A 25,442-nucleotide genomic window follows, 5' to 3' on the forward strand; every position below is an offset into this window, starting at 1 on the left:
GCGGAGAGGGATTCCAAAGGGCGTAGCCCTTTGGCCGCCGGAGGCATATTCTCCGATTGCCTGGCCGCTCATCCCTGCCGGATCGCACGCCGTCGCGAAGCGGAGAGGGATTCCAAAGGGCGCAGCCCTTTGGCCGCCGGAGGCTATTTTACCAGCAATCCTTGCACCCCGTCGGTGCTCGGCCTGCTCAGCCCGTTCTACGCGTCGGGGGCGGCGAGTTGTCCGCAGGCGGCGGCGATGTCGCGGCCTTTGCTTTTGCGCAGGGTGACGGTGACGCCTTTGTCCCAGAGGACTTTCTGGAAGGCCTCCACGGCTTCGGGGCTGGGGCTCTGGAAGGGGATGCCAGGGGATTCGTTGAAGGCGATGAGGTTCACCTTGCCTTTCACGTGGGAGAGCAGGCGCACGAGGTCTCGGGCGAGGGCCGGGGAGTCGTTGACGCCGCCCAGGAGAACGTACTCGAAGGTGACGTGTTCGCGGGGCTTGAGGGGATATCGGGCGAGGGTGTCCATGAGCCGGTCCAGGGGCATCATGCGGGCGGCCTTGGGCATGAGTTGCGCGCGCAGTTCCTGGTTGGGGGCGTGGAGCGAGACGGCCAGGGCGCCCAGGCCTGTGCGCCCGAAGTCCAGGATGCCTGGTTCCACGCCCACGGTGGAGACGGTCATGCGGCGCGTGGAGACGTCAAGACCCTGGGGGTGGCGCAGCGATTCCAGCGCTTGCAGGAGATTGTTGTAGTTCATCAGGGGCTCGCCCATGCCCATGAACACGAGGTTGCGCGGGCGAAGGGTGCTGGCCGTATCCTGCAGGTGGTTGCGGGCGATAAGGATCTGGGCCAGGATCTCGCCAGGGGTGAGGTTTCGCGAGAGGCCCATGGTTCCTGTGCGGCAGAAGGTGCAGGCCATGGCGCATCCGGCCTGGGTGGAGAGGCACTGGGTGTAGTGGTCCTTTTCGGGAATGAGCACGGTTTCCACACGTGTGGAGGGGTCGAATTCCAGGAGGAACTTGACGGTTCCGTCGCGCGATTCCAGGCGCTGGGCCACCTGGGGGAGGCGGATGTCGGCTGCGTCGGCCAGTCGGGCGCGCAGGTCCTTGGAGAGGTTGGTCATCTCCAGCGGGGAGCCCAGGCGTTTCTGCCAGAGCCACTGCCAGACCTGGCGGGCGCGGAAGGGCTTTTCGCCCAGCTCCACGAGGAACGATTCCAGCTGATGGAAGCTCAGGTCCAGGAGGTTGGGGCGCTCGAACGGGGAGGGAAGGCCCGGCGCGGTGTCTGTCCGGCCGGGCTCCCGGGGGGTCTGGTTCATGCCTGGAAGTGCTCGCGCGCGGAGTGGCGGCGCACGAAGTCCACGGCCTGCTCCACGGTGTTCACGTCGCCCGCCACCTGGGCCTGGAGGAGCGCCTGACGGATGAGGCCCACGGCGGGGCCGGGCGGGATGTTCAGGATGGTCATGATCTCCTTGCCGTTGAGCAGGGGCTCGAGGTCTTCCTCGCGAATGTCCGCGCGGTCGAGCATCTTCATGTTGTGGTTGAATTCCTTGTAGTTGCCGCCACGGGCCTTGATGTCGGCGCGGGCCATCTCGATGATGCGCGGGTACTCGTCCAGGCTCTTGAAGCGGCGGATTCCCTTGTCGGTGAGCATGAAGTGGAAGCGCATGTGGTTGCGCACGAGGTAGCACACGAGGTCAACTTCGTCGTGGTCCAGGCGCAGGCTGGAGAGCAGGCGCATGGCGACCTTGGCGCCCACGCGGTGGTGCTGGTGGAAGTGCCAGTGGCCTTCCACGATCTCGGCGGTGTGGAGCTTGCCCACGTCGTGGAAGAGGCAGGCGAGGGTACCGTACCAGTCGTAGGGCAGCTCCTCGGGATAGTGGCGCATGACGGCGAGGGTGTGGTCGAAGACGGACTCCTCCTCGGCGTCGTTCTTTTTCTGCTTGATGCGCGCCAGGGCGGCCACCTCGGGCAGGAGGCGGTGGAGGATCATGGATTCGTAGAGCAGCCGCACGAACTCGTGCATGTTCTCGGCCTCGACCTTGCGCCATTCGTCCATGATGTCGGAGACGGAGACGTAGTCCAGGACGTTCTGGCCGTTGCGCAGGATGGCCATCCAGGAATTGGGTCCGATGGGCAGGCCGAAGTTGGCGGAAAAACGCATGGCGCGCACGGCGCGCAGGTAGTCCTGCCGGAGGGTCTGGTCCTGGATGCCCTTGAAGCGGATGACGCCCTCGGTGAAGTCGGCGAAGCCGTCGTGGGGGTCGTGGGCGCGGGGCAGGTAGGGGCAGGCGAGGTTGGCGGGCATCTCGCCGGTTTCGGTGAGGCGGCGGGCCAGGCGCGGGGTGAGCCGCACGAGGCACTCCTCGGGGTGGGAGGCCCCGGAGTCGGCGTTGAGGTAGAAGCTGAAGAGGGCCTCTCCCTCGCGCAGGCGGGCGAACACCTCGCCCTGTTCCTGGGCGACGTTGGGGAAGAGCTTCAGGAGCTCGTCGAAGGTGGCGTCGGTGCAGATGTCCACCTCGGGCTGGCCGGACTGGGCGAGCAGCGTCTTCTGGAGCTTGGCGTTGATGACGTAGGCCTCGTAGCCGTTGCGGATGATGGCCTTGCAGATGCCTACCGCGTCCTTGAAAGGATCGCTCATTGAGTCTCCCGATGGATTAGAGGACGTTTTTCCCGGCCACGAAGCAGGCCCTGACCACGCCGGTCAGCTCCCTGCCCGTGAGGGGGGTGTTCTTGCCTTTGGAGACGAGCGCCTGGGGCGTCACCTTCCAGCGGGCCTTGGGGTCGAAGAGGAGGAAGTCGGCCGGGTCGCCTTCCTGGAAGCGGTTCAGGGGCAGCCCGAAGATTTCGGCCGGGCGCACGCACCAGGCCGAGACCAGGGCGCGGGTGGAAAGGTCGCCGCGCTGGGCCAGCTCCCATGTGACGGAAAGGGCCGTCTCGAAGCCGGAGATGCCGTTGGGGGCCTCGTCGAAAGGGGTTTCCTTCTCGTGGGCCGCGTGGGGCGCGTGGTCGGTGGCCAGGGCGTCGATGGTACCGTCTTCGAGGGCGGCCAGCAGGGCCAGCTGGTCGTCCCGGGTGCGCAGGGGCGGGTTGACCTTGGCGGCGGTGTCGTAGCCCTCGCAGGCCTCCTCCGTGAGCGCCAGGTAGTGGGGGCACGTCTCGGCCGTGACGGGCGCGCCCTGGGCCTTGGCCCGGCGGATGATCTCCACCGACTGGCGACAGCTCACATGGGCCAGGTGCACGGGCACGCCCAGGTACTGGGCAAGCAGGCAGTCGCGCGCGACCTGGATGGCCTCTCCGGCCGTGGGCGCGCCGCGCAGGCCCAGGCGGGCGCTCACCGCGCCCTCGTTGATGCCCGCGTGAGGGGCCAGGAAGGGGTCTTCGCAGTGGTCGATGACGGGCACGCCCAGGTCCGACGCGTATTCCATGGCGCGCCGGAACAGTTCGGAGTCGGCCACGGGGCGGCCGTCGTTGGAGAAGGCGCGGCATCCGGCGGCCTTCAGCTCCTCCAGGGGGGCCAATTCCCTGCCGTCCAGGCCCACGGTGAGCGCGCCCACGGGGAAGAGCCTGGGGCCGCGCGGGTGGGCCTTGAGGGCCTTGTCCAGCATGAATTCCGTCACCGAGGCCTTGTCGTTCACAGGGTCGGTGTTGGCCATGCAGAACACGTTGACGAAGCCGCCCTTGGCGGCGGCGGCCAGGCCTGTGGCGATGGTCTCCTTCCACTCCTGGCCGGGCTCGCGCAGGTGGGCGTGCACGTCGGTGAGGCCGGGCAGCAGAACGAGGCCCTGGGCGTCGTGCACCTTCGCGCCTTCGGGGGCGGGGTGGGTCCCGGTGGGGTGGAGCCCCAGCACGCGGCCCTTGGCCACGAAGAGGTCCACGGGGTTCTCAGGGTCCAGGGCGGGCAGGGCGGAGCGCACCACGAGTTCGGCTTGGGACACGGGCTTACTCCTTGGGTTCCTTGCGGGTGATGTAGAGGTGCAAGAGGGCCATGCGCACGGCCACGCCGGAGGCCACCTGGTCCAGGATGAGGCTTTCGGGGGCGTCGGCCAGGTCGGAGGCGATCTCCAGGCCCCGGTTGATGGGGCCTGGGTGGAGCACCACGGCGTTGCGCGCGGCCTTTGCCAGTCGTGCCTGGGTCATGCCGAAGCGCCTGGAGTATTCGCGCAGGTCGGGCAACAGGCCCGCCTGCTGGCGTTCCAGCTGGAGGCGCAGGCACATCACGGCGTCGACGCCGCGCACGGCCTCGTCGAGGCTGGAGAACACGGGCGCGCCCAGGGCTCCGGCGGCGTGGGGCAGGAGCGTGCGCGGACCGCACAGGCGCACGTTGGCCCCCAGCAGGCGCAGCAGATGGATGTTGGAGCGCGCCACGCGGCTGTGGGCGATGTCGCCCAGGATGAGCACGGTGCGCCCCTCCAGGGAGCCCCAGCGCCGCGTGAGGGTGAAGGCGTCCAGCAGGGCCTGGGTCGGGTGGGCGTGCCAGCCGTCGCCGGCGTTGATCACGGCGCAGTCCAGGCGCTGGGCGATGAAGGCCGCCGCGCCCGAGGCGTTGTGGCGCATGACGATGGCGTCGGGGGCCATGGCCTGGAGCGTGAGCACCGTGTCCTTGAGCGATTCACCCTTGGAGAGGGAACTCCCGGCCTTCTGCAGGGCGAAGGTGTCCGCCGAGAGACGCTTGCCCGCCACGTCGAAGCTGGTCTTGGTGCGCGTGGAGGCCTCCGCGAAGAAGAGCACCACGGACTTGCCCTTGAGGATGGGGACTTTCTTCACGGGCCGGGAGTTGATCTCCTGGAAGGACGCGGCTGCGTTGAGAATCGCCAGGGCGTCGGCCTTGGCGAGCTGGGTGACATCCAGAAGATCCTTGTAGGGCCAGGACATAGTGCTCCTCGGGTGGGGGTGTCGAGCCAGGGCGCTCTTTCCATTTTCCACAGGGAGCGAGCCGGAGTCAATCGCCCAGGGCCTCCAGGATGTCCAAGGGCATGCGTGAAAAGGCCGCAAGCGCGCCAGGAGCCAGTGTTCCCAGGTCCGCGAAGCCCAGGACGCGGGCGGCGTTCCCGGCCAGCAGCTCCAGGGCCTCGGGGGCCGAAAGCGGGGTGCATTCCAGCAGGGCGCGCAGTTCGGCGAAGAGGTCCAGATCCGGGCTGGAGGCCAGGGAGTCCGTACCCAGGCAGCAGGGCACGCCCGCGTCCAGGAGAGCCCGGGCGGGGGCGCGGCCCACGCCGATCACGGCGTTGGAGCGCGGGCAGAGGCAGGCCGTGGCGCCGCTGGCGCGCAGGACGGCGATGTCCTCCCCGGAGAGGTGCACGCGGTGCACCGCCAGGGTGGAGGCGTCCAGGACGCCCAGGTCGCGGGCGCGGGCCACGGGGCTGGCGCGGGGGGGCTCGAAGCCTTCGGGGAGCACGCGCTCGCGCATGAAGCGGGCGTAGGGGCCGTCGCCCCCGGCCAGGAGGTCCGTCTCGCCCTCGTGCTCGGCCAGGTGGATGGAGAAGGCCCGGCCCCGGGCCTTGTCCCAGGCGTGGGCGCGCCGGAGGAACTCCGGACAGGTGGAGCCCAGGGCGTGGCCCGCCAGGGCCAGGTGCGGCGCTGGAACCGGTGGCAGGGGAGGCTCCTCCAGGCAGCCGAAGCGCTCGAACTGGACCACGTGTTCGAGCCCCGCCCGCGCAAGGGCCTTGTGCGTGTCCAGGGGCCTGCGCGTGGCGACGTCGGCTGCCGCGGCCGCGCCCGAGGCGGCCAGGGCGGCGCAGGCGCGGTCCAGGTCCCCGTCGGACGCGCCGTTCAGGGGCTGGGCGATGAGCCAGCGCACCCACTCAAGGAATCCCAGGCCCCGGAAGGGGGGCAGGCCCAGGTGGGAAAGCTCCAGATGGGTGTGGGCGTTGACGAGCCCGGGCAGGAGGGGAGCGTCCCCCAGGTCGCGCACGTCCGGCGGGGCCTGGGCGCGCAGCTCCCGCCAGGGGCCGCAGGCCTCGATGCGCGGGCCGTTCACGATCACGGCGCCGTCCTCGACGAAGCCCCCCCCGGGAGCGGGCGAGGCCACCAGGCGGGCGCGCAGGGCGTGGCGGCGCGGTGGGGTTTCAGCGGCAGTGGACAAGCACATCCTCCCTGTCTTCGAAGCGTACGTTCTCCCGGCTCAGGCCAAGGCCGCGCCAGGCCTCCTCCAGGCCTCCCGCGTGGCCCCAGAACTCGCCCGAGGCGCGCGCAGGGGCAGCGAGGGCGTGGATCAGGCGTCCGGCCAGCAGCTCGCGCGCGTGCTCGAAGAGTGCGCGGGCGCGCACCATGGTCCCCAGGGCGGGGTGGCGCGGCCCGGCCAGCACGGCGGCCTCGAGGGAAGGCTCCTGGGCCAGCCCCAGGCGGGCCACGGGAACGCCCGCGCGCCAGAAATCCCGGCAGGCCCGGGCCAGGGCCTCCACGGTCTGCTCGAGGTTCCAAGGGGCCACGAGCCCGGCGCGCCAGGGGGCCTCCAGGCCCGAGCCCGCCAGCACCAGCAGGGGGTGCAGGCGCACGAAGTCCGGACGCAGGGAGAGCGTGATCTCCACGTCGCGCGCGAAGACCCCGGGCGTCACGCCGGGCAGTCCCGGCAGCAGGTGCACGCCCAGGCGGAGCCCGGCGTCCTTTACCTCCCGGCAGGCCTCACGGGATCGCTCCGCCCCGTGACCGCGCCGGGCGCTCCGGAGGGCTCCGTCGTGGAAAGTCTGCACGCCCAGCTCCACGGTGTCCAGCCCCTGCCCTGCCAGTTCCCGCAGGAGCGCGGGGGAAACGGCGTCCGGCCGGGTGGAGCAGCGCACCCCCGCGACGCGCCCCGCAGCACGGTGTTCCGCGGCCAGCTCCAGGAACCTGCGCCGCCAGCCAGGGGCCAGGGCGGTGAAGGAGCCGCCGTAGAAGGCCGGTTCCAGGGGGCGGACGGGTAAGGCGGCCGAGAGCGCCCGGTCCATGGCATCCAGCGCGCCCGGGAGATCGAGCCCGGGCTTTCCGGTCTGGAGGTCCTGGGCGCAGAAAGTGCAGCGTCCGGCGCACCCTGCCCAGGGCAGGAACACCGGGAGCACGGGCCTTGCGGAGCGCGGGGGCGCCGGGAGGGCGAAGCGCAGAATCCGTGCTCCGGGTCCGTCAATTTCATTTCCTGCTTGCAAAAAAAAATCTCCCGCGCTAGCAAATGCTTATAAAGCCTTGGCGCGCCGGACCACCTGGCCGCCGCGAGGAACGCCATGTCGCAACAGGACTGCATCTTCTGCAAAATCGTCAAGGGCGAGATCCCGTGCAGCAAGGTCTACGAGACCGGCTCCGTGCTCGCCTTCCTGGACATCGCCCCCGTGAACAAGGGGCACGTGCTCGTGATTCCCAAGGAGCACTTCGAGGACGTGTGGGCCCTGCCCCCCGCGCTCGCGCCCGAGCTTCTGGACGCGATACAGCGTGTGGGCCGGGGGCTCAAGGAGGGGCTGGGCGCCCAGGGCATGAACCTGGGCATGAACAACGGCAGGGCCGCCGGGCAACTGGTCTTCCACGCCCACTGGCACCTGATTCCGCGCTTCGAGGACGACGGCCTGACCCTCTGGCCCCAGAAAGGCTACGCGGACACCGAGGAAATGAACACGACGGCAAGGGCCATCGCCGGCCATATCCGCACCTAATTCCCGATCCCCGGAGAGCGCCATGAACAACGGCAAGACCCTGACCAAAGCCGACATCGTCGATTACATCTACGAGAAGACCGAGAAGAACCGGGCCGAAGTGAAGGACCTGGTGGACAGCCTGCTGGAGATCATGAAGCAGGCCGTCAAGCGGGACAACTCCCTGCTCATCTCGGGCTTCGGCAAGTTCGACGCCTACGACAAGCGCGCCCGCAAGGGCCGCAACCCCCAGACCAGCGACACCATCGTCCTGCCGCCGCGCAAGGTGGTGGTGTTCCGGCTTTCGCGCAAGTTCCGCGCCGAGCTCAACCCCGACGAAGTGCTCTAGGCCGTGTCCCCGCCCGTCCCGCTCCGGGACGGACGGGGCGTTGCGGTTGCGTGTCCCTCCCCGCCCCGGGCCTCGCGAGGACCGGGCGGGCTTCCGCGCGCCGGGCGTACGGCCCGCGCATCTTTCCACAACCTGCCGCCGGGCGCGTTGCCTGCAATCCCCTCCTGCGCAACGGCTTCGCGGCCAAGGTCTCACGGGGCTGCGCGGAGGGGATTCGTCGGTCGAGTCCTGTTGTTGTCTGTTGGAGTGACGACGCAGGGCATGCGTTGAGGCCCCCGGCGCGATCCGCCTGGCTCAATCCGTCTGGCGCGGCGCGACTGCGGTCGGCTGGCGCGGGGCACAGGGCGCGGCGCTCCCCCGCCGGGTAGCGTCGGAGTCGGGCCGGCAGGCTTCGGGCTGCGTTGGAACCCGTCCCGGGTTCGATCCGGGGGGGCTTCGGTTCTCCCTGGCGGAAGGGGCGCCCCCTCAGGGCGCCGCCACCACGAACGCGCCGGGGAAGCGTGCGGCCAGCCTGTCCTGGGCGGCCATGGCCTCGTCGAGGGTGGCGAAGTCCCCCGCCTGGACGCGCCAGACGCGCACGCCCGCCTGATCCGCCTCCTGGACGGTGGAGCCCGGGTAGCCCATGCGAACGAGGTTTCCGGCCAGGGCGCGGGCGTTCTCGCGCACGGCGAACACCCCCACCTGGACGCGGAAGGGGCCTGAGAGCACAAGCTGAGACGGCTGGGAGGCCGCCTGAGCCTGCGCGGTGGGCTGCCAGGCCGTGGAGGCGGGCGTCTGCGCAGGGGGCGGCCAGGCCGTGGACGCTGGTGGGACGGTCCCGGAGGTGGAGGCCCCTGGGGCTGCCGCCGGGGGCGCTCCGGCCGGGACGTTGGACGGGGGGCCGTCCACGGAGAGGGCCACGCGGGCCTTGCCCCTGCCGTGGAAGCCCAGGGCCTTGGCCCCGGCCTCGGTGAGGTCCAGGCAGCGCCCGGCCACGAAGGGGCCCCGGTCGTTGACGCGCAGGGTGGCCTCGCGGCCGTTGTCGAGGTTGCGCACGCGCACGAGGGTGTTCATGGGCAGGATCTTGTGGGCGCAGGTGAGGGCGTCGGGGTCGAGGCGTTCGCCGTTGGCGGTGGTCTTGCCGGAAAACCAGCCGGGCTCGTACCAGGAGGCGTAGCCCTCCTCGCGGTAACCCTGGGCGTTGTAGAGGGGATGGTAGGTCTTGCCGCCGATGGAGTAGGGGCGGAACGTGCCCTTGGAGGCCGGACGCGGCCCAGTGGCCGAGCATCCGGCAAGGAGCGCGGCGGCGGCCAGAAGTGCCAGCAGTGCGCGGATCATGGCCCAAAGAATACGCGCAAGATTTTTTCGCGCAAGATGCTTGACAGCGAGACGATTCCCTCCTAAGAACACGCTTCCGCGCTGGGGGATCGTCTAGCGGCAGGACTATGGACTCTGACTCCATCAACCTAGGTTCGAATCCTAGTCCCCCAGCCAACGTTCTTTTACAGCGCGTCCCCATCGTCTAGCCTGGTCCAGGACACCGGCCTTTCACGCCGATAACAGGGGTTCAAATCCCCTTGGGGACGCCAAAGAAAATCAGGAGCTTACGAAAGTAGGCTCCTTTTTTCTTAGCCTTGGATATAGGCCGTGGATAGAGTCGAAGCCGTCGGAGCCTACCCGGCGGCTTCTCTTTTTTGAACTCCACGCCCTTGCTGTCTACCAGGAAGGAGCGGCCTCCCAGAAGGCGGCATGACAATCAACCGGACTTTAGCTTAGAAACGCCGCCAAGCTGTCCAACCAACGGGACCATCTCACCAGGCGACTGAACGGGCTACCGTCATTCTCCGATAAATCGGATTTTGATGTTGTTCTCCAAACCCAGTGCGGCTATTTTCTAAGCCGGGTTGATTGTGGGAGATGTCATGTTCAATTCGCTGGAAATATGTGCGGGGGCGGGAGGTCAGGGTCTTGGCCTCGAAATGGCGGGGTTCGAACACGAGGCCTTGATCGAATTGGAGCCGACCGCGTGTGCAACGCTTCGACTCAATCGCCCGACCTGGAACGTCATTCAGGGCGACTTGCGCCTGTTCAGCGGCCTCCCTTACAAGGGCATCGACCTAGTGGCAGGCGGCGTCCCGTGCCCTCCGTTCTCCAAGGCAGGCAAGCAGCTTGGCGCGGATGATGAGCGCGACCTGTTCCCCGAGGCAATCCGTATGGTCGATGAGTGTCGACCGCAAGCAGTGATGCTTGAAAACGTACGCGGCCTGCTTGATGCCGTCTTTGATAACTATCGCAACAAGTTCGAAATGCAACTCAAGAAGCTGGGCTATGTGCCAGGCTGGCGACTGCTCAATGCATCTGACTATGGAGTATCCCAGCTTCGGCCGCGAGTGGTGTTCGTTGGCATTCGCAAAGACTTGGCCGCCGGGTTCTCCTGGCCAGAAGCGCTCAAGGTGGAGCCGCCGACTGTGGGCGAACTGCTGCACGAACTCATGAAGGCCAACGGCTGGAGGGGCGCTGACCGATGGCGTGGCAAGGCCAATACCATTGCCCCCACTCTGGTTGGCGGCTCGAAGAAGCACGGTGGTCCCGACCTTGGCCCTACCCGCGCAAAAAAGGCCTGGGCAGCTCTGGGCGTCGATGGGATGGGGCTGTGGGACGATGCACCTCCGCGTGACTTCGCTGGCATGCCGCGTCTGACACCGCGCATGACAGCCCGGATTCAGGGCTTCCCGGATGACTGGCAGTTCTCTGGCCGGAAGACGGCCGCCTACCGTCAGATCGGTAACGCTTTTCCGCCACCGGTCGCAGCTGCCGTGGGCCGCCAAATATTTGCGGCTCTGGCCGTGAGACGTATTTTCAAGGTGGCATGATGGTTACTCCCTCCGACTTCGCAGAAGCCCGCAAGGCGTTCCATGCCGCGTTGCTCGCATCAACCTTGACCATCAATAGCATAGGGGTGGTCAGCAATGCCGACAGCAGCAACAAGACGAGCAAGGCAATCGCGAGGGGCATTGCCGACCTACTCAAAACCGAGACTATCGGGGAACGGATCGCGGGGCAGACTTCTGGCAACCAGTTCGAGGGCATCTGCGCCACCTTCGTGCGGGAAACCTTCCTCAAGCTGGGTCATCTGCGCCCCGGAACCTGGGACGTTCATCAAGTTTCCGGCCGCAACCGCCTTGAAATCGCCCGATATGAACAATATGGACACCTGGTCGCTCTTGACCGGGCCGCCAAAGCCGATGCCGAACTGGCCGCCGTCCTGGGAAGCGACTACACCATCACGCCGGATATTGTCGTGGTGCGCGACACTGAGGACGACAGCGTAATCAATGCTCCGGCATGCCTGGTCGATGACAGCGTGACCACGCTTGCCAGTCTGCGGAAGAAAAACAACGGTCTACCTTTGCTGCACGCAAGCATTTCCTGCAAGTGGACGATCCGTAGCGACAGGGCGCAAAACGCCAGGTCGGAAGCATTGAACTTGGTACGAAACCGCAAAGGTCGTCTGCCTCATATCGTGGTCGTCACGGCCGAGCCGACACCGAGCCGCCTGGCTTCTATCGCCCTGGGTACCGGGGACATTGACTGCGTGTATCACTTCGCCCTGTACGAGCTGCAAGCAACTTTGAAGGTTCTCGACATGGATGACGCGGCCGACTTACTGGCGGTAATAGTCAAGGGCAACCGATTGAAGGACATTTCAGACCTGCCGCTGGACTTGGCCGTGTGAGTGGCCAATATTGCGGCGAACTTCTGGTGAGTCATGGGAGTAAGGGAAGGGTGTAGCGGTCCAGGGTTTCTTGGACAGTTTCGCGCGCAAGTTCCGGCACTGATCGCCTAGCAACGTCGTCTTCGACGTCAGCGACACAGAGCCCATACCCGGCGCGGAGCCCGTGCCGATCCCCGACGATGCCTTGACCCCGGTTCAAGCACGCGGCCCCGTCGGTCATGAACTACAAAGGACCATACGCGACGCCTGCCGGGACCGTGTGGAAGGTGTGGAGCAAGGCCCCGGGTCGCAGTCGGACGGTCTGATCCAGCCTGCTTCTGCCGACAGGTCTCTCAACGTCGAAGTGAGGACCAGGCCAAAGCGCGCGGGGAACGTGGTCGGCCAGCCGGACGATGCAAAGCGCCCCTCCGGGAGGGACGCGCCAGGCGGGACGCACCGCGCGCCAATGCAAAAAGGCCGGACATTGCTGTCCGGCCTTATGCTTTTGGTGCCGAAGAGAGGACTCGAACCTCCACGGAGTTGCCCCCACCAGACCCTGAACCTGGCGTGTCTACCAATTCCACCACTTCGGCGTCGGGAGACGTGTATCTATACGCGGGCCGTCCCCTTGGCAAGCGTTTTTTCGTCCCGCAGCGAATTTTCCCCGGTTGATGGCCCCCGCGCTTTGCGCTACCTAGCTTTTCGCCAAACCGGCCCACCGGATACCCCATGATCGTAGCCCGCACCTTCGACGAACTCGAAGGAGTCCTCAACGGCTCCTGTCTCACCATCGGCAACTTCGACGGCGTGCACCTGGCGCACCAGAAGCTCCTCGCCCGCACCCGCGACAGGGCCAGGGCCCTCAACGTGGTCAGCCTGGCCGTCACCTTCGAGCCGCACCCGCGCAGCGTGCTCACCGGCAAGAACGACCCGCCGCGCCTCACCGCGCCCGACGTGAAGCTGGAACTCATCGCCGACACGGGCATCGAGGCCTGCCTTGTGCTGCCCTTCACCCGCGCCTTCGCCTCCCTGGAGCCGGAGGACTTCGTGCGCGACTGCCTCGTGCGCGACCTGGGCATGCGCGAACTTATCGTCGGGCACGACTGGGCCTTCGGGAAAGGGCGGCGCGGCGACTACGAAACCCTCTCCGCCCTGGGGCGCGCCATGGGCTACCTGGTGGAGCGCCTGGACCCCGTGCTCCACGACGGCGCGGTGGTGAGCTCCACCCGCGTGCGCGACATGCTCCAGGCGGGCGACGTCTGGGACGCCAAGCCCCTGCTGGGCCGCTGCCACAAGGTGCGCGGCGAGGTGATCCACGGGGCCGACCGGGGCGGCAAGCTCCTGGGCTTCCCCACCGCCAACGTCAAAACCCAGGACCAGCTCCTGCCCCGCTCGGGCGTCTACGCCGTGTGGGTCTCCCGGGGCGATCAGGCCTGGGCCGGCGTGGCCAACATCGGCATCAATCCCACCTTCGGCGGCAACCAGCTGAGCACCGAGGCCCACATCTTCGACTACTCAGGCGACCTCTACGGCAAGACCGTGGACCTCCACTTCGTCCAGCGCCTGCGCGGCGAGCGCAAGTTCCCCGGCGTCGAGGAGCTCAAGGCCCGCATCGCCGAGGACATCCGCCTGGCCAAGCGCATCCTCGCCGAGCCCGAAGCCGCGCTCTAGCGGCGCGCTTATGAAAAACATGAAGATGTTTTTCATGATTTAAATGAATGGTTTTGTCTGGTTATCTTGAAAATCCGCAGGGACGGATTTTGAGGGCGCACCACGAGCGGCGCGCTCCGGCAGGCGGGGACGCGCGGGAGGCCCGGGACACCTTCCCCGGGGGACGCCAGGGCCGGGCCTTCAGGACTTGGGCCGGGCCGCGAAACGGGGAGCGTCCTGGGGCCTGTCCGTGACGATGCCCGTTACGCCCCATTCCGCCAGGCGGAGCATGTCGGAGGCGTCGTTCACCGTGTAGGGGTTCACCCCGTATCCGGCGTCCAGGGCGGCGCGCACGGCGTCCCGCTCCAGGCCGCGATGCCCCGGATGCCAGGCGTCGGCCTTCACAGCGAGCAGGGCGCTCGCCGCGTCGCCCCGGAATCCGTGCGGGGTGAGCAGCGCCGCCAGCACCCCGGGGGCCAGCTCCTTGCTGCGCAGCACGCAGGCCGCGCTGAAGGAGGAGACGATCACCCGGTCCTCCATGCCCTCGGCGGACACCTCCTCCAGCACAAGCTCCACCACGCGCCCGGCCAGCTCCGGCGGGGCCGCGCGGGCCATGTCCTTGATCTCCACGTTGAGCCACATGCCAAGCTCCCGCGCCAGGCGCAGGGCCTGGGCCAGGGTGGGCACGCGCACGTCCTCGGGGCAGGGGTCGGGCAGCTCCCGCCAGGGCTTGTGGTGGCGCGGCCCGGCGCACTTGCGGCGCGGGAACACGTCGGCGCAGAGGGCGCGGATGTCTTCGAGCGTGTGCAGCCAGGGCAGGGCCGGGGGGCCGGAGGCGAAACGGGGGTGGGCGCCCGCGTTGGTGGTGCGCAGGAGGTTCAGGTCGTGCAGGACGATCACACGGGCGTCGCGCGTGAGCTGCACGTCGATCTCGCAGCCGTGGGCGCCCGCCGCCCGGCCCAGGCGCAGGGCGCGCAGGGTGTTCTCGGCGGCCAGGGAGCGGCCGCCCCGGTGCGCCCAGATCAGGGGCGCGGCGTGGAAGAGCGTGAGGGGTGGCAAGGGGGATCTCCGGGCGGCGCGGCTCAGCGGTTGAGGACCTGGTCCAGGAACTGGCGGCAGCGCTCCTCGCGCGGCGCGGTGAAGAACTCCCGCACGGGGGCGCGCTCCACGATCTGGCCCTTGTCCATGAACACCATGGTGTCGGCGGCCTCGCGGGCGAAGCCCATCTCGTGGGTGACGCAGACCATGGTCATGCCCTGGGCGGCCAGTTCGCGCATCACGTCGAGCACTTCCTTGATCATTTCCGGGTCCAGGGCGGAGGTGGGCTCGTCGAAGAGCATGATCCGGGGCTGCATGGCCAGGGCGCGGGCGATGGCCACGCGCTGCTGCTGCCCGCCCGAAAGCTGTCCCGGGAACTTTTCGGCCTGCTCGGCGATGCCCACGCGCTCCAGGTAGCCCATGGCCAGCGCAACGGCCTTTGCGCGCGGCATGTTGCGCACGTGCACCGGGCCGCAGACCACGTTGTCCAGGATGGTCATGTGCGGGAAGAGGTTGAACTGCTGGAACACCATGCCCGTCTCGCGGCGCACGCGCTCGATCTGGCGCACGTCGTTGGTGAGGCGCTCGCCGTTGACCACGATGTCGCCCTCCTGGTGCTCCTCCAGGCGGTTCACCGTGCGGATGAGCGTGGACTTGCCCGAGCCCGAGGGGCCGCACACCACCATCTTCTCGCCCTGGCGCACCCGCAGGTGGATGTCCTTGAGGGCGTGGAAGCTGCCGTACCACTTGTTGAGGCCCCGGATGTCGATGGCCAGGGGGGCCTGGGCCAGGTGGGGGGGGATGAATTCTTGGTCCGTGGTCATGGCTGGCCCCTATCTGTCCGCCGAGGGGATCTTGCGTTCCAGGCGGGCGCTGAAACTGGACATGCCGTAGCAGAGCACCCAGTACCAGAAGGCGATGAAGACGTTGGCCTCCTCCAGGCGGCCGAACCACTTGGGGCTCGACGTGGTGGCGAAGGCGATCTGCAACAGGTCCATGAGGCCCACGATGCCCACCAGGGACGTGTCCTTGAGGATGGCGATGAAGTTGTTCACCATGGGCGGAATGACGATGCGCAAGGCCTGGGGCAGGATGACCACGGTCATCTTCTTCCAGTAGCCCATGCCCAGGGCGTCGGCGGCCTCGTACTGGCCCTTGGGGATGCCCTGGAGCCCGCCCCGGATGTTCTCGGCAAGATACGCCGCGAAGAAGAGCGTGATGCCCACCGTGGCGCGCATCACCTTGTCGAGCTTAACGTCCGAGGGCAGGAAGAGCGGCAGCACCACCGAGGCCATGAAGAGGATGGTGATGAGCGGCACGCCGCGCACCACCTCGATGTAGGCCACGCAGAAGGGCCGGGCCAAGGGCAGCTTCGAGGCGCGCCCCAGGGCCAGGAGCACGCTCAGGGGGAAGGCAGCCGCCATGGCCGCCACCGAGAGGAGCACCGTGAGCATCAGCCCGCCCCAGTAATGGGTCTCCACGGCGGGCAGCCCCGTGAAGCCGCCACCGTGGATCAGGGCGAACACAGCCAGGGGCGAGGCCAGCCACGCCAGGCGCAGCGCCCGGCCCCGGCGCAGGCGGGGCAGAAGGCTGAGCCCCGCCAGGGCCAGCACCAGCAGCAGGGCCGCCAGGGGCCGCCAGCGTTCCTCGGCGGGGTAGATGCCGGTCATGAAGATGGGCCAGGTGTCGCGGATGTAGCCCCAGGCCGCGCCGGTGTGCTGCCTGGCCACGGCCGGGTCCAGGGTGAGGGTGGCGTTGGCCGCGGCCCAGTTCCAGAAGGGCTTCAGGGCCGACCACGCCACGAGGAGCGACAGGGCCGTGAGCAGGGCGTTGTACCAGGGCCAGAGCAGGTTGCGCAGGATCCAGCCCGTGATGCCGGTCTCCAGACGCGGCGGGGGCCTGTCGGGGATGTCGCGGGCCATCTAGCGCTCCACCAGGGCGACCTTGCGGTTGTAGAGGTTCATGCCGAGGGAAATGACCAGGGAGATGGCCAGGTACACCCCCATCCAGATGCCCACCACCTCGATGGACTGGCCGGACTGGTTGAGCACCGTGCCGCCCACGCTGACGAAATCGGGATAGCCGATGGCCACGGCCAGGGAGCTGGACTTGGCGATGGCCAGGTACTCGCTCGTCATGGGCGGCACGATGACGCGCATGGCCTGGGGCAGCACCACCAGGCGCAGCACCTGGCCCTCGCCCATGGCCAGGGCGCGGGCGGCCTCGCGCTGGCCCTTGGGCACGGCCTGGATGCCCGAGCGGATGATCTCGGCGTTGAAGGCCGACACGTACACCGTGAGCCCCACCACAAGGGCCGTGAACTCGGGCGAGAGCCCCGTGCCGCCCTGGAAGTTGAAGCCCTTCAGGGCGGGCAGTTCCAGGGCGAAGGGCTGTCCGGCGGCCAGCCAGGCCAGCCCGGGCAGGGCCAGAAACAGACAGATGCCGGGCAGGATCCAGCGTCCGGGCGCGCCCGTCTCGTCGCGCAGGCGGCGCGAGCGCCTGCGCAGCACCACGGCCCCGGCCAGGGCCCCGAGCGCCGCCGCGCAGAAGGGCCAGGCCCCGTCCAGGGGGATCAGGGCGGGCACGTAGAGCCCGCGCTTGTTCAGGAAGGCCCACTCGCCCAGGCTCAGGGAGTTGCGCACGTCGGGCAGGTGCTGGAGTACGATGAAATACCAGAAGAAGAGCTGGAGCAGCACCGGCAGGTTGCGGTTGAGCTCCACATACCAGCGGCAGAGCGTGCGCAGAAGCCAGTTGGGCGAGAGCCTGCCCAGGGCCACCAGCAGGCCCAGGAACGTGGAAGCCACGCACCCGATGAGCGTGACCTTGAGCGTGTTCAGCAGCCCCACGGCCAGGGCCAGCCCGTAGCTGGAGGTTTCGGAGTAGTGGACCACGTCCACGGCGTCGCGGGTGAGCCAGAAGGCCAGGGCGGGCAGCCCGGCGCAGGCCAGCACGCCCGCCGCGAACCAGGCGTCGCCCCGGGGGCCGGGCGTGCTCCGCGCCCTGCGGGCCAGCAGGCGGGAGGCCGCGAGCCCGGCGGCCAGGGCTGCCAGGATGAGCAGCACGCCCCAGCCGGGCAGGGGCACGCCCATGGTTTCGCCGATGCGGAAGCCCGCCTCGTTGCGCAGGAATTTGAACCCGGAACTGATGCCCCGGCTCTCCAGGTTGGCCAGCACGTTGGAGCAGGCCGCCGCCACCAGCCAGAGGAAGGCCGCGAGCATGGCGATCTGGAAGGACCAGGCCCGGCCCTGGGGGCTGCGCCAGAAGGGGACCTGCGGCGGGGCGGGGCGTTGGTTCATGGTCTGGGCGGCCGTCCGGCCTGGGTTGGGATTTCGGGAGGCGGCGCGCCGGGCCTGGCGCGTCCGGAAAGGGGTATGGCACGCCGGGGCGGGCCGCGCCAGGGGCGGGCCTGGCCTCCCCCCTTGGGTCTTCGCCGCCCGAGGTCCCGCGCCGGGGGCAGGCCCGGCGCGGGGGTCCGTTCGGAGCCGGTGCGGCGACCGGTCCTGCGGCGCTCGATCAACGGAAGGGCGGGGAGTAGAGCAGGCCGCCCTTGGTCCACTGGGCGTTCAGGCCGCGCTCCATGCGCAGGGGGGTCTTGGGCCCCAGGTTGCGCTCGAAGATCTCGCCGTAGTTGCCCACGGCCTTGATCACGCGCACGGGCGCGCCCTGGTCCAGGCCCAGGTCGGTCCAGAGGGTTCCGGTCTTGCCCAGCATGCGCTGCACCTCGGGGTCCTTGCTGCTGGCGAACATCTCCTCCACGTTGGCCTGGGTGACGCCGTATTCCTCGGCGGCGATGGTCAGCCAGACCACCCAGCGCACGATGTCCGTCCACTGGGCGTCGTCCTTGCGCACGAAGGGGCCGAGGGGCTCCTTGGAGATCACCTCGGGGAGGATCACGTGTTCGGCGGGGTCCTTCATCAGGGAGCGCTGGGCGGCCAGGCCGGAGATGTCGGTGGTGTGGGCGTCGCAGCGGCCCTCGTCGTAGGCCTTGCGCACGTCGGGCTGCTTCTCGAAGACCACGGGCTTGTAGTTCATGCCGTTCTTGCGGAAGAAGTCGGCCACGTTGAGTTCGGTGGTGGAGCCGGTCTCCATGCCGATGGCCGCGCCGTTCAGGTCCTTGGCGCTTTTCACGCCCGAGGATTTGCGCACCATGAAGCCCTGGCCGTCGTAGAGGGTCACGGTGGTGAAGCTCAGGCCCAGGGCGGTGTCGCGGTTCATGGTCTGGGTGGTGGTGCGCACGAGCAGGTCGATCTCTCCCGACTGCAGGGCCGGGATGCGCTCCTTGGAGTTGAGGGGCACGTACTTGATCTCGGGCACGTTGGCGGCGGCTGCCACGGCGCGCATGAAGTCGATGTCGAAGCCGATGCGCTGGCCCTTGTCGTCCAGGGCCGAGAAGCCGGGGTTTTCCACGTGGGTCCCGCACTTGAGGAAGCCGTCTTTCTTCACGTTCTGCAGGGTTCCCGCCGTGGCCGTGGCGGCCAGGGCCAGGGTGAGAAGGCCTGCGAGACAGAAACGGGTCAGTTGCATGGAGGCTCTCCTGCGTCCCTCTCGGTGCTCCCCGCGCGCGGACCAGGGAGGGGTTGCCGTGTCCGCGCCGCGCATGACCAGCCCGCGCCGGAGGGCTGCGAGGCCCGTGGGGCCGCGCTTCCGGCGTGTCCATGCCCATACATGGATGACCACGCGCTGGCAATTGGGTTAAACCAGATTTTCCGGGCCGACGCATCGAAACGGTGATGACACCGTGACCTTTTCGCGTCATAGCCACGGCGCAGCCCAAACCCAGAGGCCCCATGGACAAACCGAAATTCTACCAGGCCGTGCGCGAGCTCATCGTTGCGGAGCTGGCGTCCGGCGCGTTGCGCCCCGGCGACCGGCTGCCCAGCGAGCGCGCCCTGTGCGCCCGCACGGGCATGAACCGCAACACGGTGCGCCACGCCCTCTCGCAACTCCAGAAGGAGGGGCGCATCCACCGGCTGGACCGGCGGGGCTGGTACGTCACGCCCGCGCGCCTGACCCACAACCCCGCGCGCCACGTGAACTTCGCCCGCCTGGCCGCAGCCCAGGGCCGCGCGGCCCGGTGGACCACCGTGGACCGGGGCGAGCTGCGCCTGGAGGCGGACCACGAGGGCTGCGGTCCCGGGCTCTTCCCGGCCCGGACCCGGGTGTACGAGGTGGAGAACGTCTTCTTTCTGGACGGGCAGAAGGTGGCCTACGTGCGCAACTTCCTGCACGCCGGACGCCTGGAGGGCATCGTGCCCCGCATCCGCGACCGGGCCATGACCCAGGTGGCCGCCGAGGACTACGGCGTCGCCCTGGCGCAGACCGATCTTCTGGTGCGCCCGGAGTTCCTTCCGGCAGGGGTCTGCGCGGAGCTGGACGTGCCCCGGGGCTCGCCAGGGCTGTACATCCGCCGCGTGAAGACCGACGGCGCGGGCCAGGTGGTCACCGTGGAGCACGAATCCTGGCGCTTCGACGCCATCGAGCTGCGCGTGCGCGAGGAGTGAGCGCGGCCCGCGCGGCCAAGACGCCGGGCCTGGCGGGCCGCCAGGCCGCGCGCGTCGTCCCGGCGGGGAGGGCGCCCGGCTGGCCCCGGTCCGGACCGTCCGGCAGGCGGGGCAACTCCTCCGCGTCCGCGCGCTACCTCTGAGCCACCAGGGCCTGGAGGCGTCCGGCGGAGTGTGGCAGGGGGGTGTCGAACTCCAGGCCCACGTCCCTGCCCGAGCACCAGCGCACCACCCCGGCGCGGCCGTCCAGGCCCAGATCGCCCTTGCAGGAGCAGGCCGCAAGCGCGGCGCGTCCGCCCTCGCGGGGCTGGGCCTCTTCCAGCAGGCGCAGCCGGACGCCGCCGGGGCTCACGTCGAGCACCTCCCCCAGGGCCGGGCGGCCGCCAAGGTCCACGCGGCAGGTCAGGCGGGAGGCGTAGGCCTTCACGTAGATGCGGTCGTGGGCGCGGTGTTCGCTCTCGTCGCCGCCGCCGTCCAGGTAGCGTCCGGCCAGGTCGCGCACGTTGGCGGCCTCTTCCACCAGGGCCTTGAGCTCCCGGCTGGTCTCGCCCACGGTCTCGGTGACCTCCTCCGAGTTGTCCGTGACGTTCATGGCGCACATGTTGATCTCGAAGCTGGAGGCGCACTGGCTCTCGGCGCGCCGGGCGATGTCCCCGATGGCCTGGGAGGTGTCCACCATGGCCTTGGCGATGGCGGAGAAGCGCTCCTCCACGTCGTGGACGAGTTCCGAGGCGTTCTCGATGTCGCCCTTGGTGGCGTTCATGGCTTCGAGGGCCTCGTGGGAGCTTGCGTCGATGGCGCCCACGGCCTCGTGCACCTCGCGGGTGGCGGCCAGGGTCTTCTCGGCCAGCTTGCGCACCTCGTCGGCCACCACCGCGAAACCCCGTCCGGACTCCCCGGCCCGGGCGGCCTCGATGGCCGCGTTGAGCGCCAGGAGGTTGGTCTGGTCCGCGATGTCGGAGATGATCTGCGTCACGTTGCGGATGCGTCCGCCGCGCTCCACCAGCTGGGTCATGATGGACTGGAGCCCCGCGTAGGAGTCCACCACCTTGCGCGTCACCTGGGCGGTGTGGCGCACCTCTTCCATGCCTTCGCGGGCGCTGCCCTCGGCCTCGGAGGAGGTGGCGTGGGACTGGGCGGCCACGGTGGCCACAACGCGCACGTTGTCGGTCATCTCCTGCATGGCGCAGGAGACCTGGCGCGCCTGGCCCTGGGAGTCGGCCATGGTGTCCACCAGCCGCTGCAGGGTCTCGCTGATGGCGCGGGCGTCCTGCTCCAGGCGGGCCGTGGTGCCGCGGATCTTGTGGGCCAGCTGGCGGATTTCGGCCCGCTGGGCCGCCAGGCGCTCGGCGTCCATGTTGGAGGAGGTCATGTCCACGAGCATCACGAGCCAGCGGTCCTCGTTCTCGCCCACCTCCTGAACCACGCACTGGAAGAGGAAGAACGCCTCGCCCCGGTTGAAGCGCAGCAGATCCTCCGTCCGGGCGTCGCGGCGCAGGGCCTCCCACCCGCCGGCCGAGGTGGACGCGAAGAACAGGGGGTCCATGGCCGCGCCGCGCGCGGGCGCGGGCGTGCCCAGCACCCCGGCCATGGAGCGGTTCATCCAGCGCAGGGCTCCGGCCCGGGTGAGGGTCATCACCGGGAAGGGGAAGCTCTCCAGCAGGCTCAGGGCGCGCTCGCGGGCCTCCCGGTCCTCCCGGGAGCGGCGCGCGGCGGCCTCCACGGGGTCCTGCACGGCCTCGTCCGGGGCGATGCCCGCCAGCTGGCGGACGCGGTCCAGGAGCAGGTTCTCGCCGCGCGAGGCCCACAGGGCCGCCGCCCCGGCCAGGCCCGCCGCGGCCAGCCCGGCCGCCGCGCCCGCCCAGGGAGGGAGTCCGGCCCAGGGGGCCGAAGCCGCCGCCGCCGACAGGACGGCCGCCGCGACGGCCGTCCGGGATGCGAGTACGCCTGGGGAAGGCATGGCCCTACTTCACGCCCCGCGCGTTGAGGTAGGGGCCGTACTTCTTGTCGGTTCCCTTGATGTGGTTCACCAGCCAGTTGGAGAGGAAGTTCAGGATGTCCATGGACATGGCGCACTTGCCGGACTTGCAGTCCGCCTCCACCTGGAGCACCTTGGCCACGAACTTGTCGTGCTCGGTCTTGTGCGCGGCGTACTCGGGGTAGGCGTGGCCCTTCATGTGCCGCTCCTCGGTGGCGAAGTGGGAGGCGGCGTATTTCTTCATCTCGTCCACGATGCCCAGGACCACGGTGTCGGCCTTGCCGCCCTTCATGGCGTCGTGGAGCTTGTTGATCATGTCCACCAGCTTCTTGTGCTGGTCGTCGATCTCCTTGATGTTCACGGCGAGACGGTCGTTCCAGGCCAGCATGCTCATGCGGAATCTCCTTGGGGGGGCTTGTTCATTCCGTCCTATGCGTCACGAAGTGAGTTGTAAAGTCGATCCGTCCGGTTGTGAAGGATTCCTCCGCCGGGGAGCTTCATTCCCACATGGAAGGCGCGCCGACTCTTTGCCCGCTGCGCAGCTCTCCACCCGGGCAGGCGTTTCTTCCGACCCCGGACCGCTCAGCGTTCCCGTGCGTCCCAGCTCCGGAGGACGCTCTCCAGCAGCGGGTCGGCGGGCAGGTCCACGGCGCGGACTTGCGCCCCGAACTCCAGGGCGCGGGGCGCGGCCGGGTCAAAACGCGGCCAGCGCGCCGCGATCCCGCCGCCCGGGTCACCGGTGGACGCGAAGCGCGCCCAAAAGCCGCGCAACGCCCGGGCCTGGGCGCGGTCCGCGTCGTCGAAGCCCATCCACCAGGGGGTGAGCCCCGAGAGCGCGAACAGCTCCGCTCCGTGGGGCACGCCCAGGCGTTCGCCCTCCACGCCTGCGGCCCCCGAGTCCTCGGCCAGGATGCGACCGGGGGCCTCGGGAAGGCGTCTGGCGTAGCGGTAGAACCACGCGGGCTGCCCGCTCCGGGCCGCCTGGGCAGCCAGGAAGCGCGCGAAGGCCTCGAACCAGCGCGCATGGAGGAGCCGCGAGACCCCCCGCCACGGGTCCGTGCGCCCCTGCTCCTCCAGGGCGGCCAGGGCCGCGTCCGCGTCCGGCCCGAAGAACTCCCGGGCCAGCCGGGCCAGGGCCTCTGGGTCGCGCCCGGCGTCCCCGTAAAGCGGCGCGAAAACCGTTCCCTCGTCGGCCGTGATCCCCGTGAGCACAGGGACCTTGTGGAAGCGCCCCGCCCGGAAGAGCGCCAGGGGGTGGTCCGGCAGGATCAGGCCGTCCACCGCAGGACCGGCCGCGATGCGAGCCAGATCGAGCCCCATCTCGTGCTCCAGGGTCTCGTCGGCCTGGACCAGGGCCTCGGGGGGCAGGGCGCGCAGGGCCGCCAGGGGGTCTGCGGCACGGTCCGCGCCCGTGAGCGCCGCAGCGCGCAGGCCCAGGGCCTCGGCCGTGGACGCGCCGAAGCGCGGCTCGCGTAGGCCCCGCAGCGAGCCGGGCAGGGCCGGGCTCTGGAGCACGGCCTTGTCGAAGAGTCCCGCCGCGCGCGGACACGCCAGCAGCAGGGCCACACACTCCGCCCCCGCCGACTGCCCGGCCACCGTCACGTTGACCGGGTCGCCCCCGAAGGCCGCGATGTTGCGCCGCACCCAGCCCAGGGCGGCCATCTGGTCCAGGAGACCGTAGTTGCCCGACACCCCCCAGGGCGACTCCGCCGACAGCAGCGGGTGGGCCATCCAGCCCAGAAGGCCCAGGCGGTAGTTGACCGTGACCACCACCAGACCCTCCTCCGAGAGCGCCGCGCCGTGGTGCACCTCCCAGGCCGAGGCCCCGGCCTTGAAGGCCCCGCCGTGCAGGAACACCAGCACCGGCAGGCGCTCGGACGGGGAGCGGGCCGGGGTCCAGACGTTGAGCGTCAGGCAGTCCTCGGAGGCGGGGCCGTCGGGGTCGGCCTGGGGGCAGGCGGGGCCGAAGGCGTCGAAGCGGCGGGGCTCGGTCCAGGGGTCGGGCGGCGCGGGAGGCCGGAAGCGCCGCTCGCCCACGGGGGGCCGGGCGTAGGGGATGCCCAGGTATGCGCCCGACGCCTCCCGCAGGATCGGGCCGGACTCCACGGCCAATACGGCGGGATCGGGGCCGGGCTCCGGGCCGGTGCAGCCCGGGCAGCACAGGGCGGCCAGGGCCGCCAGGATTCCCGCGAGCAGTCTGGCCATGCGCCGTCCTCCTGTCTTCCCCGACACCGTGACCCATCGTCGCCGCGCACGCAAGAGGACGCGGCGGCAGGGGGCGTGGCGTAGCCTTCCTCCGCGCAAGGGCGGCGCACCCTGGCCGGAACGCGCCGGTCGGGGGGCAGCGGGCGCTGTCGCGTGCCGCCGGGCGGCCCGGCCGCGCCTTGCCGCCGGGCCGGGCCCGGTGTAACGGGGGCTGCGGAGCGCCCGCCCGAGGGCGCGCCGCAGGAACCGTCCCCATGTCTTCACGCTCCCATCCCTGGCAATGGGCCGCCCTGGCGGGGGTCTCGCTGCCCCTGGCCCTGGCCCTGAAGTGGGCCGCCTTCCCGGCGGCCATGCTCCTTGGCCCCATGCTGGCGGCCGTGGCTTTCGGGCTGCGCGGCGCGGGCGTGCGCGTGCCGGGCTGGGGCTTTCTGGCGGCCCAGGCCGTGGTGGGCTGCCAGGTGGGCACGGCGGTGACGGCCTCCATCCTGGCCACGGCGCTTGAGGCCTGGTGGGCCATGCTCCTGGTGGTGGCCGGCACGGTGGCCTCCGGCGCGCTGGTGGCCGCCGCCCTGGAGCGCTGGCGGCTTCTCCCCCCCAACACCGCCGCCTGGGGCTTCTCCCCCGGCGGAGCGGCCGCCATGACCGCCCTGGCCGCCGACTACGGGGCCGACGTGCGCCTGGTGGCCTTCACCCAGTACCTGCGCCTCTTCGTGGTGGTGCTCACGGCCTCGGGGGTGTCGCGGCTGCTCCTGGGGGCGGCCAGTGCGTCCGCCAATCCCCAGCCGCTCCTGGATTTCGGCTTTGCGGCGCCGGACGGGGCGCTCCTGGCCGCGCTGGGGGTGATCGGCGGGGGCTGCTGGCTGGGCAGGCGGCTGCGCATCCCGGCCGGGGCCATGCTCCTGCCCATGACGGCCGCCGCCCTGCTCAACGCCACTGGGGCGGCGCACCTGGCTCTGCCGCCGTGGCTCTTGGCCGTGGCCTACGCGGGCCTGGGCTGGTCCATCGGGCTGCGCTTCACGCCCGAGTCGGTGCGCCACGCGTTGCGGGCCATCCCGGCGCTCCTGGGGGCCACGGCCACGCTCATCGGGCTGTGCGTCCTGTCGGCGTGGTTTCTCAACGCGGCGCTGGGCGTGGACCCCCTCACGGCCTACCTGGCCACCAGTCCGGGCGGACTGGACTCCGTGGCCGTTATCGCCGTGGGCAGCCGCGCCGACGTGCCCTTCGTGCTGGCCGTGCAGACCCTGCGGCTCTTCGCCGTGGTGCTGGCAGGCCCCCTGGTGGCGCGCCTGGTCTGCCGCGCGGCCTCGCCCGAGGGCGGGGGCGACAGCTGCCCGTAAAGGCGCATCGTTCCTTGTCCGGCGGGGATTTCCAACGGGCTGCTAACACCACGTTGAAAAATCGATTCTTGCAGCCTGTTCAAAAAACTCGCTGGCAAGGCGCAGGGAAAAAG

At 69.7% G+C, this 25,442-nt stretch carries 22 protein-coding genes and 3 tRNA genes; 9 read left to right on the top strand and 16 right to left on the bottom strand.

Going from position 1 to position 25,442, the window contains the following annotated elements; all coding sequences use genetic code 11:
- Positions 1–197: 197 nt before the first annotated feature.
- The 6 genes from rlmN to ACV4UX_RS07745 form a co-directional block, all read right to left on the bottom strand.
- Entirely contained in the window at positions 198–1,298 is a 1,101-nt protein-coding gene (rlmN, locus tag ACV4UX_RS07720; protein WP_491592734.1) for a dual-specificity RNA methyltransferase RlmN, read from the bottom strand.
- Positions 1,295–2,620 carry an HD domain-containing protein gene (locus ACV4UX_RS07725; protein WP_491592735.1) on the bottom strand — a complete coding sequence of 442 codons (1,326 nt, stop codon included), beginning with the start codon at positions 2,618–2,620 and terminating at the stop codon, positions 1,295–1,297. Before ACV4UX_RS07725 ends, rlmN begins: the two co-directional genes overlap by 4 nt.
- 16 nt (positions 2,621–2,636) lie before the next feature.
- The gene (locus tag ACV4UX_RS07730) at positions 2,637–3,917 is read right to left on the bottom strand and encodes a dihydroorotase (protein WP_491592736.1); all 1,281 of its coding nucleotides are present in this window, start codon (positions 3,915–3,917) and stop codon (positions 2,637–2,639) included.
- Between the two features lie 4 nt (positions 3,918–3,921).
- On the bottom strand, positions 3,922–4,854 hold the full coding sequence (locus tag ACV4UX_RS07735) for an aspartate carbamoyltransferase catalytic subunit (RefSeq protein WP_491592737.1): 933 nt from the start codon (positions 4,852–4,854) through the stop codon (positions 3,922–3,924).
- 67 nt (positions 4,855–4,921) lie between these two features.
- Positions 4,922–6,064 carry an amidohydrolase family protein gene (locus tag ACV4UX_RS07740; RefSeq protein WP_491592738.1) on the bottom strand — a complete coding sequence of 381 codons (1,143 nt, stop codon included), beginning with the start codon at positions 6,062–6,064 and terminating at the stop codon, positions 4,922–4,924.
- Positions 6,048–7,016: an elongator complex protein 3 gene (locus ACV4UX_RS07745; protein ID WP_491592739.1), complete on the bottom strand. Its 969-nt coding sequence runs from the start codon at positions 7,014–7,016 to the stop codon at positions 6,048–6,050. The genes ACV4UX_RS07740 and ACV4UX_RS07745 overlap by 17 nt, the downstream gene beginning before the upstream one ends.
- 159 nt (positions 7,017–7,175) lie before the next feature.
- On the opposite strand from ACV4UX_RS07745, the gene ACV4UX_RS07750 reads away from it, so the two are divergent.
- Positions 7,176–7,598 (top strand): HIT family protein, encoded by a 423-nt coding sequence (locus tag ACV4UX_RS07750; RefSeq protein WP_491592740.1) that lies wholly within the window; start codon positions 7,176–7,178, stop codon positions 7,596–7,598.
- Positions 7,599–7,620: 22 nt separating this feature from the next.
- A complete protein-coding gene (locus ACV4UX_RS07755) occupies positions 7,621–7,926 on the top strand; it encodes an integration host factor subunit alpha (RefSeq protein WP_173086256.1) in 306 nt (101 codons plus the stop codon).
- 465 nt (positions 7,927–8,391) lie between these two features.
- Here ACV4UX_RS07755 and ACV4UX_RS07760 read toward each other — a convergent pair whose 3' ends face one another.
- The gene (locus ACV4UX_RS07760; protein ID WP_491592741.1) at positions 8,392–9,243 is read right to left on the bottom strand and encodes a septal ring lytic transglycosylase RlpA family protein; all 852 of its coding nucleotides are present in this window, start codon (positions 9,241–9,243) and stop codon (positions 8,392–8,394) included.
- An 82-nt stretch (positions 9,244–9,325) separates the two neighbouring features.
- On the opposite strand from ACV4UX_RS07760, the gene ACV4UX_RS07765 reads away from it, so the two are divergent.
- From ACV4UX_RS07765 to ACV4UX_RS07780, 4 genes are all read left to right on the top strand, one after another.
- A tRNA-Gln gene (locus tag ACV4UX_RS07765) sits at positions 9,326–9,399 on the top strand.
- 17 nt (positions 9,400–9,416) lie between these two features.
- Positions 9,417–9,494 (top strand) — tRNA-Glu (locus ACV4UX_RS07770).
- 333 nt (positions 9,495–9,827) lie between these two features.
- Positions 9,828–10,778: a DNA cytosine methyltransferase gene (locus ACV4UX_RS07775; protein ID WP_491592742.1), complete on the top strand. Its 951-nt coding sequence runs from the start codon at positions 9,828–9,830 to the stop codon at positions 10,776–10,778.
- Positions 10,775–11,641, top strand: a complete 867-nt coding sequence (locus ACV4UX_RS07780; RefSeq protein ID WP_491592743.1) for an NgoMIV family type II restriction endonuclease — start codon at positions 10,775–10,777, stop codon at positions 11,639–11,641. The genes ACV4UX_RS07775 and ACV4UX_RS07780 overlap by 4 nt, the downstream gene beginning before the upstream one ends.
- 485 nt (positions 11,642–12,126) lie before the next feature.
- Here ACV4UX_RS07780 and ACV4UX_RS07785 read toward each other — a convergent pair.
- A tRNA-Leu gene (locus ACV4UX_RS07785) sits at positions 12,127–12,213 on the bottom strand.
- A 136-nt stretch (positions 12,214–12,349) separates the two neighbouring features.
- Here ACV4UX_RS07785 and ACV4UX_RS07790 point away from each other — a divergent pair.
- Complete coding sequence (locus ACV4UX_RS07790; RefSeq protein ID WP_491592744.1) at positions 12,350–13,291, top strand: bifunctional riboflavin kinase/FAD synthetase; 942 nt, start codon at positions 12,350–12,352, stop codon at positions 13,289–13,291.
- 180 nt (positions 13,292–13,471) lie between these two features.
- On the opposite strand, the gene ACV4UX_RS07795 is transcribed toward ACV4UX_RS07790, so the two are convergent.
- The 5 genes from ACV4UX_RS07795 to ACV4UX_RS07815 all read right to left on the bottom strand — a co-directional run bounded on the left by ACV4UX_RS07795 (position 13,472) and on the right by ACV4UX_RS07815 (position 18,832).
- On the bottom strand, positions 13,472–14,329 hold the full coding sequence (locus ACV4UX_RS07795; RefSeq protein ID WP_491592745.1) for a glycerophosphodiester phosphodiesterase: 858 nt from the start codon (positions 14,327–14,329) through the stop codon (positions 13,472–13,474).
- Positions 14,330–14,352: 23 nt separating this feature from the next.
- Positions 14,353–15,132, bottom strand: coding sequence for an amino acid ABC transporter ATP-binding protein (locus ACV4UX_RS07800; RefSeq protein ID WP_491592746.1), 780 nt, complete (start codon positions 15,130–15,132; stop codon positions 14,353–14,355).
- 9 nt (positions 15,133–15,141) lie between these two features.
- Positions 15,142–16,230 carry an amino acid ABC transporter permease gene (locus ACV4UX_RS07805; RefSeq protein ID WP_491592747.1) on the bottom strand — a complete coding sequence of 363 codons (1,089 nt, stop codon included), beginning with the start codon at positions 16,228–16,230 and terminating at the stop codon, positions 15,142–15,144.
- Positions 16,231–17,604 (bottom strand): amino acid ABC transporter permease, encoded by a 1,374-nt coding sequence (locus ACV4UX_RS07810; RefSeq protein WP_491592748.1) that lies wholly within the window; start codon positions 17,602–17,604, stop codon positions 16,231–16,233.
- A 217-nt stretch (positions 17,605–17,821) separates the two neighbouring features.
- Positions 17,822–18,832 carry an amino acid ABC transporter substrate-binding protein gene (locus ACV4UX_RS07815; protein ID WP_491592749.1) on the bottom strand — a complete coding sequence of 337 codons (1,011 nt, stop codon included), beginning with the start codon at positions 18,830–18,832 and terminating at the stop codon, positions 17,822–17,824.
- Positions 18,833–19,095: 263 nt separating this feature from the next.
- Here ACV4UX_RS07815 and ACV4UX_RS07820 point away from each other — a divergent pair, with 263 nt between their 5' ends.
- On the top strand, positions 19,096–19,809 hold the full coding sequence (locus ACV4UX_RS07820; protein ID WP_491592750.1) for a GntR family transcriptional regulator: 714 nt from the start codon (positions 19,096–19,098) through the stop codon (positions 19,807–19,809).
- Positions 19,810–19,942: 133 nt separating this feature from the next.
- On the opposite strand, the gene ACV4UX_RS07825 is transcribed toward ACV4UX_RS07820, so the two are convergent.
- The 3 genes from ACV4UX_RS07825 to ACV4UX_RS07835 form a co-directional block, all read right to left on the bottom strand.
- A complete protein-coding gene (locus ACV4UX_RS07825; protein WP_491592751.1) occupies positions 19,943–21,769 on the bottom strand; it encodes a methyl-accepting chemotaxis protein in 1,827 nt (608 codons plus the stop codon).
- Positions 21,770–21,773: 4 nt separating this feature from the next.
- Positions 21,774–22,181 (bottom strand): bacteriohemerythrin, encoded by a 408-nt coding sequence (locus ACV4UX_RS07830; protein WP_491592752.1) that lies wholly within the window; start codon positions 22,179–22,181, stop codon positions 21,774–21,776.
- A gap of 188 nt (positions 22,182–22,369) precedes the next feature.
- Positions 22,370–23,992: a carboxylesterase/lipase family protein gene (locus ACV4UX_RS07835; protein ID WP_491592753.1), complete on the bottom strand. Its 1,623-nt coding sequence runs from the start codon at positions 23,990–23,992 to the stop codon at positions 22,370–22,372.
- A 254-nt stretch (positions 23,993–24,246) separates the two neighbouring features.
- On the opposite strand from ACV4UX_RS07835, the gene ACV4UX_RS07840 reads away from it, so the two are divergent.
- Positions 24,247–25,329, top strand: coding sequence for an AbrB family transcriptional regulator (locus tag ACV4UX_RS07840; RefSeq protein WP_491592754.1), 1,083 nt, complete (start codon positions 24,247–24,249; stop codon positions 25,327–25,329).
- Positions 25,330–25,442: the final 113 nt, after the last annotated feature.

The sequence above is a fragment of the Fundidesulfovibrio sp. genome (assembly GCF_058402725.1).

What these genes read in the sequence shown, in the direction of transcription:
- ACV4UX_RS07800 (WP_491592746.1), bottom strand. Translation starts at nt 15,132, where the DNA reads ATGACCACGGACCAAGAATTCATCCCCCCCCACCTGGCCCAGGCCCCC.
- ACV4UX_RS07780 (WP_491592743.1), top strand. Translation starts at nt 10,775, where the DNA reads ATGATGGTTACTCCCTCCGACTTCGCAGAAGCCCGCAAGGCGTTCCAT.
- ACV4UX_RS07835 (WP_491592753.1), bottom strand. Translation starts at nt 23,992, where the DNA reads ATGGCCAGACTGCTCGCGGGAATCCTGGCGGCCCTGGCCGCCCTGTGC.
- ACV4UX_RS07790 (WP_491592744.1), top strand. Translation starts at nt 12,350, where the DNA reads ATGATCGTAGCCCGCACCTTCGACGAACTCGAAGGAGTCCTCAACGGC.
- ACV4UX_RS07830 (WP_491592752.1), bottom strand. Translation starts at nt 22,181, where the DNA reads ATGAGCATGCTGGCCTGGAACGACCGTCTCGCCGTGAACATCAAGGAG.
- ACV4UX_RS07750 (WP_491592740.1), top strand. Translation starts at nt 7,176, where the DNA reads ATGTCGCAACAGGACTGCATCTTCTGCAAAATCGTCAAGGGCGAGATC.
- ACV4UX_RS07775 (WP_491592742.1), top strand. Translation starts at nt 9,828, where the DNA reads ATGTTCAATTCGCTGGAAATATGTGCGGGGGCGGGAGGTCAGGGTCTT.
- rlmN (WP_491592734.1), bottom strand. Translation starts at nt 1,298, where the DNA reads ATGAACCAGACCCCCCGGGAGCCCGGCCGGACAGACACCGCGCCGGGC.
- ACV4UX_RS07810 (WP_491592748.1), bottom strand. Translation starts at nt 17,604, where the DNA reads ATGAACCAACGCCCCGCCCCGCCGCAGGTCCCCTTCTGGCGCAGCCCC.
- ACV4UX_RS07725 (WP_491592735.1), bottom strand. Translation starts at nt 2,620, where the DNA reads ATGAGCGATCCTTTCAAGGACGCGGTAGGCATCTGCAAGGCCATCATC.
- ACV4UX_RS07820 (WP_491592750.1), top strand. Translation starts at nt 19,096, where the DNA reads ATGGACAAACCGAAATTCTACCAGGCCGTGCGCGAGCTCATCGTTGCG.
- ACV4UX_RS07815 (WP_491592749.1), bottom strand. Translation starts at nt 18,832, where the DNA reads ATGCAACTGACCCGTTTCTGTCTCGCAGGCCTTCTCACCCTGGCCCTG.
- ACV4UX_RS07825 (WP_491592751.1), bottom strand. Translation starts at nt 21,769, where the DNA reads ATGCCTTCCCCAGGCGTACTCGCATCCCGGACGGCCGTCGCGGCGGCC.
- ACV4UX_RS07735 (WP_491592737.1), bottom strand. Translation starts at nt 4,854, where the DNA reads ATGTCCTGGCCCTACAAGGATCTTCTGGATGTCACCCAGCTCGCCAAG.
- ACV4UX_RS07760 (WP_491592741.1), bottom strand. Translation starts at nt 9,243, where the DNA reads ATGATCCGCGCACTGCTGGCACTTCTGGCCGCCGCCGCGCTCCTTGCC.
- ACV4UX_RS07840 (WP_491592754.1), top strand. Translation starts at nt 24,247, where the DNA reads ATGTCTTCACGCTCCCATCCCTGGCAATGGGCCGCCCTGGCGGGGGTC.
- ACV4UX_RS07755 (WP_173086256.1), top strand. Translation starts at nt 7,621, where the DNA reads ATGAACAACGGCAAGACCCTGACCAAAGCCGACATCGTCGATTACATC.
- ACV4UX_RS07805 (WP_491592747.1), bottom strand. Translation starts at nt 16,230, where the DNA reads ATGGCCCGCGACATCCCCGACAGGCCCCCGCCGCGTCTGGAGACCGGC.